At 51.4% G+C, this 17,302-nt stretch carries 12 protein-coding genes; 6 read left to right on the top strand and 6 right to left on the bottom strand.

All coding sequences use genetic code 11. The features are described from left to right. Nucleotides 1–182: 182 nt before the first annotated feature. The 4 genes from METLA_RS0105190 to METLA_RS0105175 form a co-directional block, all read right to left on the bottom strand. Entirely contained in the window at nt 183–1,832 is a 1,650-nt protein-coding gene (locus METLA_RS0105190) for a di-heme-cytochrome C peroxidase (RefSeq protein WP_024297545.1), read from the bottom strand. Continuing rightward, entirely contained in the window at nt 1,829–2,728 is a 900-nt protein-coding gene (locus tag METLA_RS0105185; RefSeq protein WP_152539382.1) for a hypothetical protein, read from the bottom strand. The genes METLA_RS0105190 and METLA_RS0105185 overlap by 4 nt, the downstream gene beginning before the upstream one ends. A 142-nt stretch (nt 2,729–2,870) precedes the next feature. After that, the gene (locus tag METLA_RS0105180; RefSeq protein WP_084480071.1) at nt 2,871–3,989 is read right to left on the bottom strand and encodes an AI-2E family transporter; all 1,119 of its coding nucleotides are present in this window, start codon (nt 3,987–3,989) and stop codon (nt 2,871–2,873) included. A 159-nt stretch (nt 3,990–4,148) separates the two neighbouring features. After that, a complete protein-coding gene (locus METLA_RS0105175) occupies nt 4,149–5,210 on the bottom strand; it encodes an OmpA family protein (protein WP_024297542.1) in 1,062 nt (353 codons plus the stop codon). A gap of 495 nt (nt 5,211–5,705) precedes the next feature. Here METLA_RS0105175 and METLA_RS0105170 point away from each other — a divergent pair, with 495 nt between their 5' ends. From METLA_RS0105170 to METLA_RS0105160, 3 genes are read left to right on the top strand one after another with little or no spacing between them, the layout of a single operon-like run. Beyond that, complete coding sequence (locus METLA_RS0105170) at nt 5,706–6,896, top strand: hypothetical protein (RefSeq protein WP_024297541.1); 1,191 nt, start codon at nt 5,706–5,708, stop codon at nt 6,894–6,896. Between the two features lie 12 nt (nt 6,897–6,908). Next, nucleotides 6,909–8,054, top strand: coding sequence for a hypothetical protein (locus METLA_RS0105165; protein ID WP_152539381.1), 1,146 nt, complete (start codon nt 6,909–6,911; stop codon nt 8,052–8,054). A 48-nt stretch (nt 8,055–8,102) separates the two neighbouring features. Further along, the gene (locus METLA_RS0105160; protein ID WP_024297539.1) at nt 8,103–9,500 is read left to right on the top strand and encodes a hypothetical protein; all 1,398 of its coding nucleotides are present in this window, start codon (nt 8,103–8,105) and stop codon (nt 9,498–9,500) included. 154 nt (nt 9,501–9,654) lie between these two features. Here the strand turns inward: METLA_RS0105160 and METLA_RS0105155 are convergent, their stop codons facing one another. Next, nucleotides 9,655–11,706 carry a sodium-translocating pyrophosphatase gene (locus tag METLA_RS0105155; protein ID WP_084480070.1) on the bottom strand — a complete coding sequence of 684 codons (2,052 nt, stop codon included), beginning with the start codon at nt 11,704–11,706 and terminating at the stop codon, nt 9,655–9,657. 29 nt (nt 11,707–11,735) lie between these two features. Then, on the bottom strand, nt 11,736–14,132 hold the full coding sequence (locus tag METLA_RS0105150; protein WP_024297537.1) for a fatty acid cis/trans isomerase: 2,397 nt from the start codon (nt 14,130–14,132) through the stop codon (nt 11,736–11,738). Nucleotides 14,133–14,302: 170 nt separating this feature from the next. Here METLA_RS0105150 and METLA_RS20605 point away from each other — a divergent pair, with 170 nt between their 5' ends. The 3 genes from METLA_RS20605 to METLA_RS20600 all read left to right on the top strand — a co-directional run bounded on the left by METLA_RS20605 (nt 14,303) and on the right by METLA_RS20600 (nt 17,150). Beyond that, entirely contained in the window at nt 14,303–15,019 is a 717-nt protein-coding gene (locus METLA_RS20605; RefSeq protein WP_024297536.1) for a DUF4410 domain-containing protein, read from the top strand. A gap of 65 nt (nt 15,020–15,084) precedes the next feature. Next, nucleotides 15,085–15,972, top strand: a complete 888-nt coding sequence (locus tag METLA_RS0105140) for a transporter (protein ID WP_024297535.1) — start codon at nt 15,085–15,087, stop codon at nt 15,970–15,972. Nucleotides 15,973–16,289: 317 nt separating this feature from the next. Further along, nucleotides 16,290–17,150 (top strand): DUF2092 domain-containing protein, encoded by an 861-nt coding sequence (locus METLA_RS20600; protein WP_029646429.1) that lies wholly within the window; start codon nt 16,290–16,292, stop codon nt 17,148–17,150. Nucleotides 17,151–17,302 lie beyond the last annotated feature (152 nt).

Here is a 17,302-nt window from a genome sequence, read left to right as displayed (position 1 = left end):
GTACATAACCGTAAATCGCCGCGAACAAATGATTTTTGATCGCGTGGCTTCCACGGACTTGAAAATACTCTCTGGTGCCATCATATTTTGCGACAACTTGAGTCGCTAGGTTCAACCGCCGGATACGGAAAACCGCATGTCCGGTGGTGAGGCTCGGCGTTCCCAGGGATCCCCAATTATGGCTATTGCAACGTTTTAATATATTCGATAACCGCCATACGCTCGTCATGGCTTAAATCCGTGCCAAATTCATGGCCTGAATTGCCATTACCCAGAGTAGATGTATCGAGCATAACGCTATGGGCCTCGCGCTTAGTCGAGAAACCTAGGTTAATCGGATCAAATTGTTTACTACCGACATAAAACTTATCAAGACGCTCGGCGGCCGGCAATAGAAGTTCATACATGGATGCGACCGAGCCATTGTGCAGATACGGAGCGGTAAAGGCAACGCCATTCAAAGGGCGTGCTTTGTAAGTTGTCAGTTGTGCAATCGTAGGGCTGAGCGATTCGCGGTAGCCGAGGTATTCAATCGGGCTTCTCAACAAGTCGCCAGTTGTGAAGAACTCCTTGAGAATAGCTGAACCGGAAATATTCAATAATGAAGCCACGGGGACTTTGTTATCAGCACCGACAATCCCCAACGCGTTCACAATGGGTAAAAAAGCTCCGGGTAAAGCGCGACGGGTTGCAAATGCATAGGCAGCCGTTGAGTCAGTTTGCAGCACGCTTAAAGGTGTCTCGAAATTCACTTTCGCAAAGGTAGTACCATATTTGTTGGGCTCGGTTCGCGGTTGTGGATCCTCGGTATGGCAACTCAAACATTTTTCAGCAAAAATGACGTCCCCTTGGTTGGCAAGGCCGGTGTCGATCTTGCCCAGTATTTTTTCCGGCCAGGCAGGTGCATGCAACTTTTTTAACAACTCTTCCAAATCATACAAGTTATTAATGTTTGCGCTGGAACCGACCGAGCCGTCTGAACGAATTTCCGTCTCGGCAAAGACTCCCGTCACTTCACCTACGTTACGGCCAAGAGGGCTATGTACCGACGAATTGTATTGTACCCATTCAAAATCCGGCGTATTCCACAAAAACGGATATTGATTGGGCGCTACCGCAGCGGCGCAGTTCTCCGGTATGTTCAGGGAATAACAGGTAATCTCGTTCGCTATGATGGTAAAGGCATCGGTTCTGCTGGGGCCATGGGGTGTAAGGCCTTTGCTGCGCTCAATACGGCCTTTCCACCAATCGCGATAATGGATAACTTTTGCCGTCAGGTCATTGCGTTGATCATCAGAAGCCAACTTGCCAATAATTTTTTTAGAGAAGCGGGCAAATTTTTGATCATTTTTGAGCGTCGCCTCCAATGAGGCAAGAATGCCATTTTGCAGTTGTTCAAGGTCTATCATGCTTTGTCCGCCATCAATACGAACAGTTGAGCCTTTGTACTTTAATTGACCTGTATGGCAGGCTGCACAGGTAAGGCCTATGGAATCGCCTTTGACAGGATCTACATCCTTAGCCAAACCAACAGGTAATTTATCGGGATTCGTGTCGCTACGTTCATCGACTAAAAACCCCATTTTCCTCAAGTTAGACGCTGCGCTTAATTTTTGGCATCCTTTTTCGACTTCTAAGTTCAGGAACCAATCATAAGGTAACATTCTGGAGCCTTGCGTGGTCTGGTAAAAGGCAGCCCTTTGTTCAACGTCCCAACCCTGCTCTAAATAAGTCACTTTAGACGTTAAGTCTTTTGCGATAACCGTGCTGCTAGCAACCGCTAATACACTGCCAAAAGCAAACAAAGCCAACTTTGCATGATCAGATTTCATGATTGATTTCCAGATAATAAAAAGTTAAAGCTTAAACCAAAAGTCAGTCGACTGGTTAGAAAAATATCAAGCCATTGGTCGTGATTTTTGATAATGCCTCTATTCACACATACCGGCACTTTGGTATGCGGCCCCAGACGATTCGCTCCTGCTACTTTGGATGCTGAATGCTTACTGGAAATGCTGGCGGCGAGAGTGGCGCCAATCCCCGGGTTACGATAGCGATTTCTAAATCCTCGAACTTCCAAGAACGCCGTCGAGACAAAGTATTCGAGATTGTAGCCGCCCCAAGACAGTCCGGTTTCGTCGAGGGTTAAATCTAAGGCTCCGAAAGGCAACTGATAGGCTCCCGGTTTTATTTGTACTTCCACTTCATCCTCATCGCTGTCTTCCGGATTCGCCAGACCCTGTGCAAGCGCTTGGTTATAGAGGTCGTAGGCCAGCCGGTAACGAGGATCAGAAGCCTTGATCTGGACACTTTGACCATCGCCCGGAAACAAGAGTGACCAAGCATAAACCGCCGCCGCCAGGAAGTAGGCATGGTTATCTGTTTCTTGGGCATGCAACAACGACAATTCCGCCAATGCGAACAATTTGTCCTCGTCGCCGGTTGGTTTAAGTTCGGCGTGGAGTTCCGCCAGTACCCTTTCCGGTTCGTTTTCGAACCGATCCATCAGCCCATTTCGCCTGAGCACCGTTTTTGCGGCTTCGGAAGGCTTTCCTGACGATAGCGCATTTTCCGTATTTAATTGATAACCGGTCTGAATGTCTACCGGATCGATGCCCACTGGAGTGGCGCAACCTTCAATGAGTAAGACGATTAGACCTAATAAAGGGAGTCTGAAAAAGGCCGTGAAGGAATGAGTGATTTTGGGGGGAGCGATAGTTTTTGACATAAATGTTGACGGGTAATAATCGAGCCGTTAATGTAAAGTTTTTATGTCTATTTTCTGGTTTTCAGCCACATAGACTCACTTCCAGGCTGCGCAGCGCATCCGACGGTGGCCGGTCAAGACATCGCTGCAACCGAGAGTGGCCTTATCCGGCACTCTCCTTGGCATCCTCCTCTTCATTTTCACGATATACCCAAGCCATAAACAATTGGTAACCCAAGGCCAACATCACCGCGCCCAGAAACAAACCGATAATGCCGCCGGTCGCCATGCCGCCTAGCGCGCCCAATAAAATCACCGGCATGGGGGCGTCCACGCCACGGCCCAACATCAAGGGTTTGAGAATATTGTCGACCATACCGGCAACCAGGGTATAAACAGTAAACATAATCGCCACCGGAGTCGATTCATGGGTGGATAACACATAGACGATGGTCGGCAGTGCAACCAGGGCGGCAGGGATTTGCATGATGCCTAACACCAAGACCAACAAAGCCAAAATTCCGGCGGCGGGAATACCTACCAGGATAAATCCAGCCCCCAGTAACAGGGCTTGAATGCAGGCGATGCCGATGACGCCTTGCGCCACGGCACGGATGGTCGAGGTCGAAAGCGCAACTAAGGCTTCTCCTTCCTCGTCTCCAGCCATTCGCTTGGTAATGGCTTTGGCCGCCGCATGGCCAGATGAGCCGTAAGCCATCCAGATCCCGGCAAGCACCAAGGCAACCAAAAACATCAAAACGCCGGTGCCGGCGCTGGCCGCATAGCCCAGAGCTTGTTTGGTGACTACGGCAATTTTGGGTTCGTATTTCGTTATCACAGCGCCCAGGTCCGAATGCGCTGACGCCCATAGCGCGTATAACTGTTTTCCCACCAGTGGCCATCCGGCGACAGATTCATTGGGCGCGGGGACTTGCAATGTTCCGCTTTGGATTTGTTTCACTAAACCGGTCGTTGAATCCGCGAAGGAAATGGCCAATAACGTGGTGGGGATTAATACGCTCAACAGTATCACCAGCACCAAGGCCGTTGCGGCACGACCGTCTTTACCCCCCATCTTGCGGGCGATTATGGTATGAAGGGGATACAGGGCCACGGCCAAAATCACCGACCATAACATCAAGCCGAAAAACGGTTTGAATATTTGATAGCAATAAACCACTAAAAAACTGATCAATCCGGCACGGATGAATAAGTCAAGCACTTTGTGCGAGATCAGCTTTTCCAACGATTTTTCGGGTAACACCTTGTGTTCGTTGTTCATCAGCCTTCTCCATTTCTCAATCAGTAAAACAGGTCATTAAAATGCAATGGGGTGAGAGTGGAACAAAGTTTTCGTGAGCTCAATAACGAGCAAAAAAAAAGGCAGGAAAGTGTTAACTATTCCTGCCTTGTAAACCCTACATCGAGCCCTTACGCGGGGTTAATGCTCAGCTTGCGGTTTGCCCTCAACTTCCAATTGCACGCGGCGGTTATTGGCGCGGCCTTCTTCGGTATCGTTGGTGTCGATGGGTTGCGTCCAGCCATAACCGCGCGAGGTTACATTGGGCAGGTGGTGGCTGTCGACCAGATAATCCTTAACTGCTTTTGCACGGCGTTCGGACAGGTCCATATTGTGTTCGTAAGATCCGGTTTTACTGGTATGGCCTTGTACTTCAACCCTGGTATCAGGATGCTTTTTGATCGCCTCGGCGACGCTGTCAAGATTCGGATAATATTGGGGTTTAATGATGTCTTTATCGTTGTCGAATTTCACGTCGACTATCCAGCAGCCGTACTTGCCAACATGAATGCCGCTCAAAGAGTTCGGGCATCTGTCATCACAATTATTGACACCGTCGTTGTCTCCATCGAGAGTCGAGCAATCTGCCTCGACGGGCGTAGGTTCCGGAGCAAGGGGCTCGGCCTTGGCAACAGCAGGAGCCGGAGCCGGAGCCGGTTTTTCGCCAAACGGAATGACGAAACCGACATTGACGGTCATGTCATGAAACTCATCCGTGCCGGGCTGGACTTGCGCATTAAAATTGTTGTTGTAACGATAGCGAACATCGCTACGCAGCATAAAATTATCCATCACGTCATAGGTAAAACCAACGCCCGCTTCACCGATGAAGCCTACGCCGCTATCACCCCCGTGGCTGGTATTCATTGCGCCTAAGCCTAAAACGGCATAAGGCGAGAAGGTATCCCGAAAAAGATAATATTGCAGATCTGCGGAACCGCCGGTCAGATCCCAGTTGCCCGAATCGCCGCCAAAACCTTGGTAAAAACCCCTCGCTTCGACATTCAAATGTTCGTCAAGCATTTTACCGAGTCCCATGCCTCCGCCCCAACCATCATCAGCCCTCCGATCGCCGCCGGAATTGATAAAGGTCCCGTAAGGAGCGATATACCATCGATCATCTTGATACTCGTCGGCTTGAACCATTGACAAAAAGCTCATTGCCGATAGCGAGGCAGCAGCCAGAACGTAATTTTTTCGCATAAAACTCTCTCCTGTTAAGCGCCTAGCCAAGAGATAAAATTTCCTCTGTTTAGGGGGAAATGGACAAATATTGGCTAATTATTTCGGTAAATATCAATGTTAACAAAAGACGCCTCATTTAAAAACTTAGTAAAACTACCTATTGATTATTTTGAGTCTTTTGGGAAACTCATGGGATTACAAAGAGAAGTAAGCCCTTTCCAATAAACTGACAAGGGATTTTTCATCACACCTCGTTTGTTGATGGCATAAATGATGCCGGGCTACGCGAATATTTTTTTAAGCGTTTGAAATTTATTATTTTATTTAATTTTAATGTTAACTTTTCGTCACTCAAACAATATAAAGTGTTTCTTTGCTAAGAAACTTAAATAGCTTGTTACTAAACTTATCAAAGATTACAGCCTCTACTCTTGATGTTCATTAATTTGGGGAGATTAGCGTGGAAACAGTGAATTATCCGAATTATTCCGACTTTTTGATATTTAAAATCCTATGAACTATTCAGCCGACAAAAAACAGGCTGAAGATTTTTCCCTGGTGTTGGGGGGGCCGCTCTTTCAGCTTTTTATTCACGCCGGGCTAACGACCGATGCATTGGGTTTGGTCAAGCGCCGATTGATTTTCTTTTCCCTGTTGACCTGGTTGCCGTTGCTGGTGCTTTCGCTGTTGAACGGTGAGGCGCTGGGCGGGGCGATTAAAGTCCCTTTCGTGTATGACGTGGATGTACACGTTCGCTTTCTCTTGGCCTTGCCATTGCTGTTGGTCGCGGAGCTTGCGGTCCATCAGCGAATCAGGCTGGTCGTCCGGCAATTTACCGAGCGCGGGATCGTTCCAGCGCGATCCCTCCTGGAGTTCGAAGCCATTATCGGCTCTGCGATGCGCTTGCGCAATTCGATAGTGATCGAGGTATTGCTGATTGTCCTGGTATTCACGGCAATGCATTACCTCTGGTCAAGTCAGATGGCGCTCGAATCGGCTACCTGGTATGCGGCCATCGTGGATGGGCATCGCCACTATTCCCTGGCAGGGTATTGGTACGCCTATGTCAGCATTCCGATTTTTCAATTCCTCTTAGCGCGCTGGTATTTTCGCATTTTCATCTGGGTGCGGTTCCTGTGGCAGGTTTCCCGACTGGAACTGCATCTCGTGCCGACGCATCCCGACCGGGCCGCAGGACTCGGTTTTCTCGGGGGAAGCGCGGCGGCATTTGTGCCGCTACTGCTGTCTCAAGGCGCTTTGCTGGCGGGTCTGATCTCCAACTACATTTTCTATGAGGGCAAAACACTCTTGGACTTTAAACCGGAGATCGTAGTCGCCGTGATTTTTGTGTTGCTGCTCGTGCTCGGCCCCTTGTGCGTGTTCGCTCCCCGTCTGGCGCAAGCCAAACGGCAGGGTCTGCTTGAATATGGCGCACTGGCGAACCGCTACGTTCGTGAATTTGACGACAAATGGCTGCGCGGCGGAGCATCGCTGGATGAGCCACTGGTCGGCAGCGGCGATATTCAATCCTTGAACGATATGGCGGGCAGCTTTGAGGTCGTACAGACGATGCGACCGTTTCCGTTCAGTAAAACCGCTGTGCTGCAAACCACTATCGCACTACTGGCGCCGTTGCTGCCACTGACATTGACGATGATTTCCCTGGAAGAACTGATTAAGCGTTTGGTGGGGATTTTGTTATGATGCGGGAAAAGAATGAAAAGCACCGAATCGGCGACTTGGCAGTTGGAGAGTAAAAGCATGACTTGGTCTCGCAGTCTTTTAAAACGTCCTCTGAAATACCGGTGCCTGCTGGCGGGTATCGTGCTCAGTCTGCAAGGGTGTGGCAGCTTTGGACCGCCAAGCGTGGATCGCGACCGCTTCGATTACATCAATGCGATATCGAGTTCATGGAAACAGCAAACCCTGCTCAATATCGTCAAGATGCGCTATGCCGATACCCCGGTGTTCCTAGACGTGGGACAGATCATCAGCGGTTACCAGTTACAGGGGGCCTTGACGGTGGGGGCCTCGCTCAATAGCGCAAGCGCAGTGGGCGATATCGTGAACCTGGGGTCCGGGGCAACCTACACCGATCGCCCGACCATCACCTACACTCCTCTGACCGGTGCTCACTTTATGCAAGTCATGATCACGCCGATTCCGCCTCCGAACTTATTAAGGCTTTCTCAGGAAGGCTGGCCCATAGATATGCTTTTACAGATTGGTGCGCAATCGATTAACGGCCTCTCGAATCGCAAAGGCGGAGCGCGAGGCCATGCGGCGGAGCCCGATTTTGTCAGGCTGTTGGCGGCCTTGCAGCGTCTCCAGGGCTCGGGCGTTCTCGGATTGCGGGTGGAAGTGTCCAAGGAATCGAAGCAGGAGGGTACGGTAATGGTCATCAGTCAGAAGGATCTTCCACCCGAAATCCAGGCCGATCGAGATCGGGTCAGGAAGCTGTTAGGGTTGCGGCCGGATCTTCAGGAGTTCAAGGTCGTCAGCGGCACGTTGTCCGGAAAAGATGACACGATCGCTATCCAGACCCGTTCCGGCTTCCATATCCTGAATCTATTGGGTTCAAATGTCGAAGTGCCGCCCGAGCACATTGCGGAAGGCCGTACTTATCCGCAGATTGTGGAGCCGGCAGAAACCCAGTCGCTGTCGCCCTTGATTAAGATTCATGCGGAAAACTCATGCTCGGCTGATGCTTTCGCCGCGGTCAAATATCGCGACTATTGTTATTGGATCGACGACCGCGATTACAGGTCAAAGGGCGTCTTTACCTTCCTGATGATCATCATGACACTGGCGGAAACAGGTGAGAAAGCCCAACCGCCGGTGGTCACGATTCAGGGGAATTGAGTCGTGCAATCGGGCGTGCCGAGGCGAATAATTGGGGGGGATGAAATCATGCGTGCAGTGCATCAGCCTTCCTGTCCGGATGCCCATAGTTGGGTGCCGAAAGCCGTTCTGCTACTCGCCTTGGCCTTGGGTGTGAGCGGCTGCAACTTACTCAAAACGACCCTGGAGTTGCCAGAGAAGGGTATCCGCGCCCTGTTTCGGGAAACCGAGGCGACCGATCCCGTCGAACTGCAATCCCAGTTGCTCCGCATTGCTGACAATTCTATTGAGTCACTCAATCTCGCTATCGGCAAGTTGCAGCGGGAAGATGATAAGGGCACCCGAAGGCGTACTCTTTTGAGGCGCCGTATCAGCGCTACCAATGATATATTGGCCATCGTTACGGGTGCCAATACTTATGCCAACCTCCTCGATATGACCATCCTGGCCAGCTTGAACCGGATGAATGTCGAGGATTATTGGATACCCAAGTTTTACGGCGAATCCGCCAAACCTTATCTGCGCGCCTCGCAAGAGATTGAGAAAGAGATGTGGCGGATCGCCGCGACGGCGCTAAAAAAAGAACAGCTTGTGGAACTGCGCGCCGCGATCAAAACGTGGCACGAGCAACATCCGAATGTGCGTTCACCGAGTGATCTCGGATCGCTTAGCTTTGCGTCCGAAGTCGCACAAACCAACCGCAGTTCCCGCCAAGGCATAACCAGCAGTGTATTCAATCTGCTCTCGATCGACCCCTTGATGGGACTCGACCCCGCCACGCGCGAACTGGCCAACACTCGGCTGTTCGCGGAACGCGGCTTGTTCTTGGCTAGACACATGCCGACCCTGATCCGTTGGGAAACCGAGTTGCTGATATTGCAGACGGCGGAGATGCCGCAGATGGAAAAACTGCTCGGCAGCGCCAGCCAACTGTCCGCATCGGCAGACCGCTTCAGCCAGACCGTGGAGAGTCTGCCGGGATTCATCAGCGCCGAGCGCGAACAGATCGTCCAGGCCCTGGACAAGCACGAACCGGGACTTACCCGTCTCGCCGGACAGACCGAGAAAGCACTGGACGCGGGCAAACAGATGTCCGATGCGTCAACAGCCACCTTGAAGTCTTTTCAAGATGTGGTTCGGCAACTCCAAGCCTGGCCATCGAACCCGAACGCCGAGCCGTTCCGGATCAACGACTACACGGCCGCCGCAGCGCAAATCAACGCCTCCGCGCAAGATTTGGTCAAATTGCTGCAAGCTTTCGATCAGACCCTGGCTTCCGGCCGGATTGACCAACTGTCAACCCGATTGGGCGGGGCGGTCGGGCAAGCACAGGCCAGCGGCAAGGCATTGGTGGACTATACGTTCAGGCAAACCTTGTTTCTGGGTTTGATATTGATAGGTTCCGCTTGTACGATGGGTCTGGCTACGGCGGTTGCTTTTTGGAAGTTAAAGAAGAAATTTACTTGAAGATTTCACCGGGAATCATTTTTCCCCTGAAGACCTGCCAGGATTGAAACCTGGCAGGTCGGGCGCTGAGTGCAAGGAAGCGAGTTTTAAAACAGAACCATCGGTGGAATAGAGGGGTTCGTTTTCACGTTTCGGCGTCGGAACGCGGCTAATCTCACAGCAACGGCGCAATCAGCAAGGCCACAATATTGATCATTTTGATATTGATATTGACGGCGGGGCCGGCCGTATCTTTATAGGGATCGCCGACGGTATCGCCGGTGATCGAGGCCTTATGCGCGGGAGAACCTTTGCCGCCATAGTGCCCCGCCTCGATATATTTTTTGGCGTTGTCGAAAGCGCCTCCCCCCACGGTCATCGAGATCGCAAGATACAGGCCGGAAACAATTGCACCGATCAGCACGCCGCCCAAAGCCTCTTTACCTAAGGTGAATCCCACGATGATCGGAACGCAAACCGGCAATAAAGACGGCACCCACATTTTTTTGAGCGCCGAAATGGTCAGTATATCGACTGCTCGGGAATAATCCGGCTTGGCGGTATAATCCATGATGCCGGGAATTTCCCTAAATTGACGGCGGACTTCATCGACAATATCGCCGGCGGCCTTGCCGACGGCTTCCATGGCCAGTGCGGCAAACACATAGGGAATCAGGGCTCCGAGCAACAAGCCGATAATGACTCTGATATCGCCGAGGTCGCAAACCAGCCCTCCCAGTTGAGTGGTATAGTCAGAAAACAGCACCAGCGCCGCAAACCCCGCAGACCCCATGTCAGCCCCCTTGGTCACCGCTTTCGTGGTGTTGCCGATGGCATCCAGGGCATCGGTAATCTTGCGAATTTCCGGGGGCAGTTTTGCCATTTCGGCGATGCCGCCCGCATTATCGGTAATCGGTCCATAGGCATCCATCGCGACGATCAGACCGGTCAACGACAACATGCCGACCGAAGCAATCGCAATGCCGAACAAACCGGCGAGCTGATAGGTTAGCCACATGCTCGCGCAAATCAGCATCACCGGCGCCGCCGTGGCTTTCATCGACACACTGAGCCCTGCAATCACATTCGTGCCATCACCGGTCGTCGATGCCTTGGCAATGTATCGGACTGGGGCATAGGCGCTGGAAGTATAATAAACGGTCACCGGCATTAAGGCGCCCATTAAACCCAGACCGATCACTGCCGAATAAAAAAGATTCAGAGACGGCACCGTCTTGCCACTGATGATCAGAGTCTCTCCGAGCAGCCATTGCGTGACCGGGTAATAGATCAATATCGTCAAAACGGCACATACGATCATCCCTCGGTACAGGGCGTAGATGATGTTGCCGTCGCGGCCTATCTTGATATAAAAGATGCCGATGATCGAGGTCAGGATCGAGATGCCGACTAACACGAGCGGGTAGAGGGTGATGTTGTGATTGCCTGTTACCAAAAGGCTCGACAGGATCATCGTTGCGATCAGCGAAGCAGTGTATGATTCGAATAAATCAGCTCCCATGCCGGCACAATCGCCTACGTTGTCGCCGACATTATCCGCGATGACGGCCGGATTGCGCGGGTCGTCCTCGGGAATGCCGGCCTCGATTTTACCGACCAGATCGGCGCCGACATCGGCACCTTTGGTAAAAATACCCCCTCCGAGGCGGGCAAATATGGCGATCAAAGAGGCCCCGAAAGCGACTCCAGTCATCGCGTGCAAGGGATCAGGTACATCGTTGAGCCGTAAGATTTCGTAGTAGCCGCTGACGGCCAAAAGCCCGAGGCCTGCAACCAGCATGCCGGTGATGGAGCCACCTCTGATCGCAACCCAAAAGGCCTGATCGGTGCCTTGATAGGCTGCCTGGGCGGTACGGACATTCGCGCGCAGCGAAATATTCATACCGATAAAGCCTGCCATTGCCGAAAGCGCCGCGCCTATAAAGAAACCGCCTGCGGTTTCCCAGTTCAAGAAGAATGCAATTAGCGCGAACAGAATCATGCCAACCGCCGCGATGATCTGGTATTGCCGCGATAAGTAAGCTTTGGCGCCCTCCTGTATGGCGGCGGCAATCGCCTGCATTTGTGCGTTACCGGCCGGTTGTTTATTGATCCACCGAATCGAAATAAAGCCGTATAAAATCGCGCAGAGAGCTGCAACCGTAGCAAAGAACATCATCCAGTGCACCGACAAAAAAACTATGTGATCGATGTACGACCGAAGCATAGTGTGTCTCCTAATAAATTATTACCTCTTTACAGATTTTCATAGCGGCTCAGGTCGAGCAGTCCCGCTTGTAAGCCTCGGTATTTTTTATGCTGTTGATTAAACCAATCCATCTGTTGCCAGATTTCGGGATTGCTGCGGCGTATACCGAATTGACTGTAGAGTGGTTCCAAATCAGCTTCGGACCTGGCGCTTTGAATTTTATTCACAAACTCGCCCAGTCGGTTTTTTTCTACGCTAAAGAAAAAGTTCGGATAGCTGCCGACAAAACCGGGGACGATCGTAATCCTGTCGTTTTCAGGCAGCCTGCGGGAGTCCATGGACACCATTTTCGAGATATTGCTGTAGGCCTTATCGATCAGCAGGGTATAGACCAGGTCTCCTTCTGGATCGCCGGTTTTTACCCGGAGCAGGGACATTTCCGGTAATGCACCCAAATCAAGCCCTTTCAATTTTGCAAGCTGGCGCATTTCGCGATCGACTTGCTGTTGAACGGGAGTGGTACCCGCTCTGATGCAATCCTCTTGCGGACATTGGTTAATGCCATCGACGGGACCAGCCGCCTTGCCCAGTCGCTGTCTGACCTGAGCAAAGAATTCCTTTTTATAATCCGTGGATTGGTATTTTATCCGGGTTGCATGGCCGATGCTGAATAAGGCGTCAGCCGTCCGCAAACCATCCTTACCCAAATACCAACTGTTATAGATCGACTGGCGCTGCATCGCGGGCATAAAACGTAAAAAATTGTCTTCACCATCCTGACGTAAAATATCCATATAGGTCCGGCTTGCGACCTGATGCCCTGCTGTACCATAAACATTAAAACCGGCAACCAATAAATAATGCAGCCGTTCAAAAATCGGATAATCAAGCACCCAGGCCGTTAACGGGGTATCTCCAATAAGGCCTTTCGTCACGGTGGCGCTGTCGAAATGTCTGAAAATGGTCAGCGCCGCATTTTGATTTTCGCCGTCCCCGTCCCAGATATAATTCAGATCAAACCCTTGATCTTTGGGCAGTATCAGATTAATAAACGCATCTTTAATTTTGAGGTATTGCTTGCCGAACTCATCATACTTGGTAAATCCGAACAAGCCGATTTTATCAGCCTCTTCTCCGGGCAAACCCAGAACCTGGTTGTTTTCGGCCAGAGCCTGGGTCACTTTATGGGGATCAATCCAGCCAGGTTGAATAAAGACTACCCAGAAGTGATCCCTGATGCTCTCGGTTGCAATTTCACCACGGCATACAGGGCCTTTGATGAATCCGGTCACAAAATATTCGGCGTCATCGAGCAGGAAGCGATACTTGGATACCAGCGGCAGTTCAATGAATGCCTTGAACGGATTCGCCGCGACTTCGGGGCGATAGGTGGGGAGTGCGGTGACTTGATAATCCGGCTGAAAGAACAGTTCATCATAGCGCTGCATCTTCTGATCGCTTAATTCGTAGACGAAATGAACCTTGTCCACAAGCGTTTCGGTCACCGGCCGTAAACGATAATAAAAAGCGTCCGTGCCTGGATCATCATAAGGCCGTACCGTATTAATTTCTTCGATAGGCTGACCGGGGGCCGTTTTCGAGCGCACCAAGCGAAAGAATTCCTGTTCGGGATGTCCCTGGAAATGAAGATGCCCGATAAACAGATGCTCATAAAGATAACGGGAAACGAGTTGGTGTTTCAGGGTAGGGCCGTTGAAATAATTTTCCCATTTCTCTACCTCCGCGACTGATGGTTTCGGTAAGGGCGGCTGCGGCTCGACTTTTGCTCCCTTCTTGAGCCATCGCAGCAGGGTATCTTCTTCTTTCTGAGACAGGCCGGGCAGCGCGTACGGCATGCCCCATTGGGGATGCTGGTGCTGGTATTTGGGGAATTCTTCTACCGTCGGGCATTGCAGGTCGCGGCTAATGTCAAAATCAAAATCCTTATCCAGTTTTCCTGTATTGGATAGCGGATTCTGGCGTTTTAATTGAATTAATTTGGCCAGGACCGAATTATCCAGATTGGCGGCTGTTGAATCGCGGCGTTCATTTAAAACCGGATAAAAATCTTTCTGTCTCCAGCCCGCCGTATCCGAGGCATCGATAAAAAGCCGGGTGGGAACGGCGGCTTTCAAGCGGGAGATGTCATAAACAATTTGTTTGGTGGCACCTCGGTCAATGCCCTCGCCAGAGCCGAGTTTTAATTGACAAGGCGCATCATAACAACCGTGGCAGACCACGCAGCGCGAGTCCAGTATCGGCTTGACGTCTTGGTAAAATGAGACTTTATTTTGCTGCTGACTCAGGGCCGCGTCCTCTTCAGTCAGCCGCCGTTGTTTAGGTGTAGACGGTCCGTATAAGGCTTCATAATTTTCAGCCTGATATACCAGGGACGCACAGCCGGTAAAAACCAGAAAAAATAGGAGTATGATTGGCTTTTTCATCATTTTTACCTGCTGAGGTTTTAATTTAGCAAACTATATTCCCCCGTTGTTAATTAGAACACTGATTTTTTTATTTTCGATGAAAATTTTTGTTGAAAAGCTTAGCGGGGAGCAGATCTCTTGGACTTGATCTAAGGTCCAATAGCGAGGCCTGTTTGTGCAGGAATATAATGACTGGTTATAGTTTTAAGATTATGGAAACCATTAAAATGAAAAAAGTATCAACTAACCTCTTTTACCTATATTTAGTACTACTAATCACCAGCTGTGCCTCAACCAGCATCACGACAAGCCCGGAATTGGCCCCCGTCACCACAGGCCCGGGTTTGGCGGCGGCCGAACAGTTGCCAAGACCTAACCAGATCTGGGTCTATGACTTTGCGCCGACATCTTCAGCCAATGCCTCCCTGCAAGCTGAAATTGGCAGAGAAATTGCCAGCGGTATAGTCAGCAGCATTCGTCAAATGGGACTGTCGGCTGAGCCGGGTTCGCCGACAACAACGATGCAAATCGACGATATTGTGCTTAAGGGCAATATCGTTTCGGTGGATGAGGGGAGTACAGCGGAGCGTGTCGCAATTGGTTTTGGTTCAGGTGCATCGGAGCTGAATGTGCAGGTTGAAGGCTATCAAGTGACACCTCAAGGGCTAAGAAGAGTGGGAGGCGGTACCGGCGATGCGGCGGGTAGCAAAACCCCAGGCGTTGCGCTGGGGGCCGTCAGTGCAATCGCCACCGGCAATCCTGCCGGGCTGATTATCAACACAGGCATGAAGATTTATGGCGAATCGAGCGGTAGCAGCACAGTCGAAGGCAGAACCCAACAAATTGTTGATGAAATAACTGAAAGATTAAGAACCCGATTTCAGCAGGAAGGTTGGATTCAGTAATGCTGTAAATTGCAAGAGGGGAGGTAACGAATTTGAGGTTTCCGAGTTTATTCGCCAGACTCTCCGTGCTGGCGACTCTGGTAATAACGTCATCTTCGGTATGCGCGACGGACATCGAACCTCGGTCCTATTCCAACATCCCTGTCGGAGTCAATTTTCTGCTCGCCGGATACGCTTATACCAAAGGCAATGTGACGTTTGCCCCATCGGTGCCGATTGAGAACGGTAAGATGGAAATTCACAGTAGCTTTCTTGCCTATGTGCGTTCACTGGATTTATGGGGAAAGTCAGGCAAGGTTGACATCATCCTCCCCCAGGCTTGGTTATCGGGCCAGGCGGATGTCCTGAGGCAGCAAAAAAGCCGGGAAATCTCCGGTTTTGCCGATCCACTCTTTCGTTTGTACTTGAATCTTTACGGCGCTCCGGCTCTGTCGATGAAAGAGTTCGCCAGGTACCGGCAGGACACCATTATCGGCGCCAGTCTTGCGGTATCGCCCCCGGGCGGGCAATACGATCCGCAGAAACTGGTCAATATCGGCACCAATCGCTGGACCATCAAACCCGAAATTGGCCTTTCCAAGGCATGGGGACCATTGATCGGCGAATTCGCTGCCGGGGTGTTCGTCTTTACCGATAACGACCAGCCGTTCCTGGCAAAGACCCAGGAACAGGCACCCCTCTATAACTTTCAAGGGCATCTGATTTACAGTTTCGGGTCGGGCATATGGGGCGCTTTGGACGCCAATTATTACACCGGCGGTCGTGTCACCAGGGACGACAAAACCGCCGATAACCTTCAACAGAATTGGCGTGTCGGGGCCACGCTTTCGTTTCCGCTCAACCAGCAGAATTCGATCAAGATTTCCGGCAATACCGTAGTTCACGCCCGAACCGATAGCTTCTTCGACACGATCGGAATTACCTGGCAGTACCGCTGGGGAGAAGGGCTTTAGCGGGATGGATGTTTACATCAAAGCAGCCTCCGTTTTTAAAAAATACTCCGTCTGAGTGATTTTTTTGAGCGGTCTCTTCAAAGCGACTAAGCCTAAAGTCCAATAGCCGCGGGCAACTGATGTTGGTAGATTACCGATTAGTGTTTTTAAGGTGTCTTAAGCAGTGTTCACAGTCACGGACGGACTGAACAAGGTTGTTATTGATCTCGCGACGGGAACGACCGCGGCCCCACAATCTAGGTCGTGCCCAAGTGATCGGAAGCCGGTGCAAAGGGTCGTTAATTTTATTTTGATACTCATCAAGAGGAGAGGAAACCATGAAAAAATATCGTTGGAGCTTAACACGCTCTGTTCTGTGTGCAATAGCACCGTTGATCATGGTGGGCTGCGCAGAGGAACAAGCGGCAATTCGGCCACAACCCACGGCTGCCGTTATCTCGGCGGAAACGCCAGTGGCCGCAACGGAGCGCGATCCCAAAAAAATACTCATGAGCATGGCCGAGTATCTGGCCAAGACTCCGCGCTTCACCGTGAACCTGGCGGGCAGTTTCGAAGTGCTCCAGGAATCGGGTCAGAAGATCGAATTCGGCGAGAGTCGGAGGATCACCGTGAGCCGGCCCAATGGGCTTAGGGTGGAGGTGGAACATAGCGACGGCGAGAAGCATCTCGTCCTGTACGACGGCAAGACGATCACGACTTTTAGTCCGACGCAGAACGTCTATGCACAAGTTTCCAAACCCGGAGGCATTGACGAGGCGGTCACCTATTTCCTGAAGGATCTGCACATGCGGTTGCCGCTTGCCGCGCTCCTGCTCAGCCGGTTTCCGGCCGAACTCGAAAATCGGACGCAGGCGCTCGACTATGTGGAGAAAGACGTGATTCACGGGACACCGGTCCATCACTTGGCGGGACGTACCGAAACGGTTGATTATCAGGTCTGGGTCCCGGCGGGCGCCCAGCCGTTGCCGCTCCGCGTGGTGCTGACCTACAAGAATGCGGACGGCCAGCCGTCGTTCAGAGCGGTATTTTCCGATTGGAACCTTGCCCCCGCCATTCAGGATAACCTGTTCGTGTTCACGCCACCCGAAGGGGCACGGAAGATTGCCTTCCTCGCACAGTTGCCCCAAGTCGCGCTTGAGGGCCCTAAAAAAACAGAACAAACCGGAGGGAAAAAATGAATACCAAACCCTACTTTATCGTTACGGCTATGACGGCCACGATCGTTTTACTCATAGGATCCGTCGATGATGCTGTCGCCCGTGGGCGTGGAGGCGGCGGGGGCGGAGGCGGTTTCTCCGGTGGCGGCGGGGGAGGCGCAAGGGGTGGCTTC

It is taken from the genome of Methylomicrobium lacus LW14 (assembly GCF_000527095.1).
GTDB lineage: Bacteria > Pseudomonadota > Gammaproteobacteria > Methylococcales > Methylomonadaceae > Methylomicrobium > Methylomicrobium lacus.
Note: the sequence above shows the minus strand (reverse complement) of the source record. Positions and strands in the feature narration are given on the sequence as shown.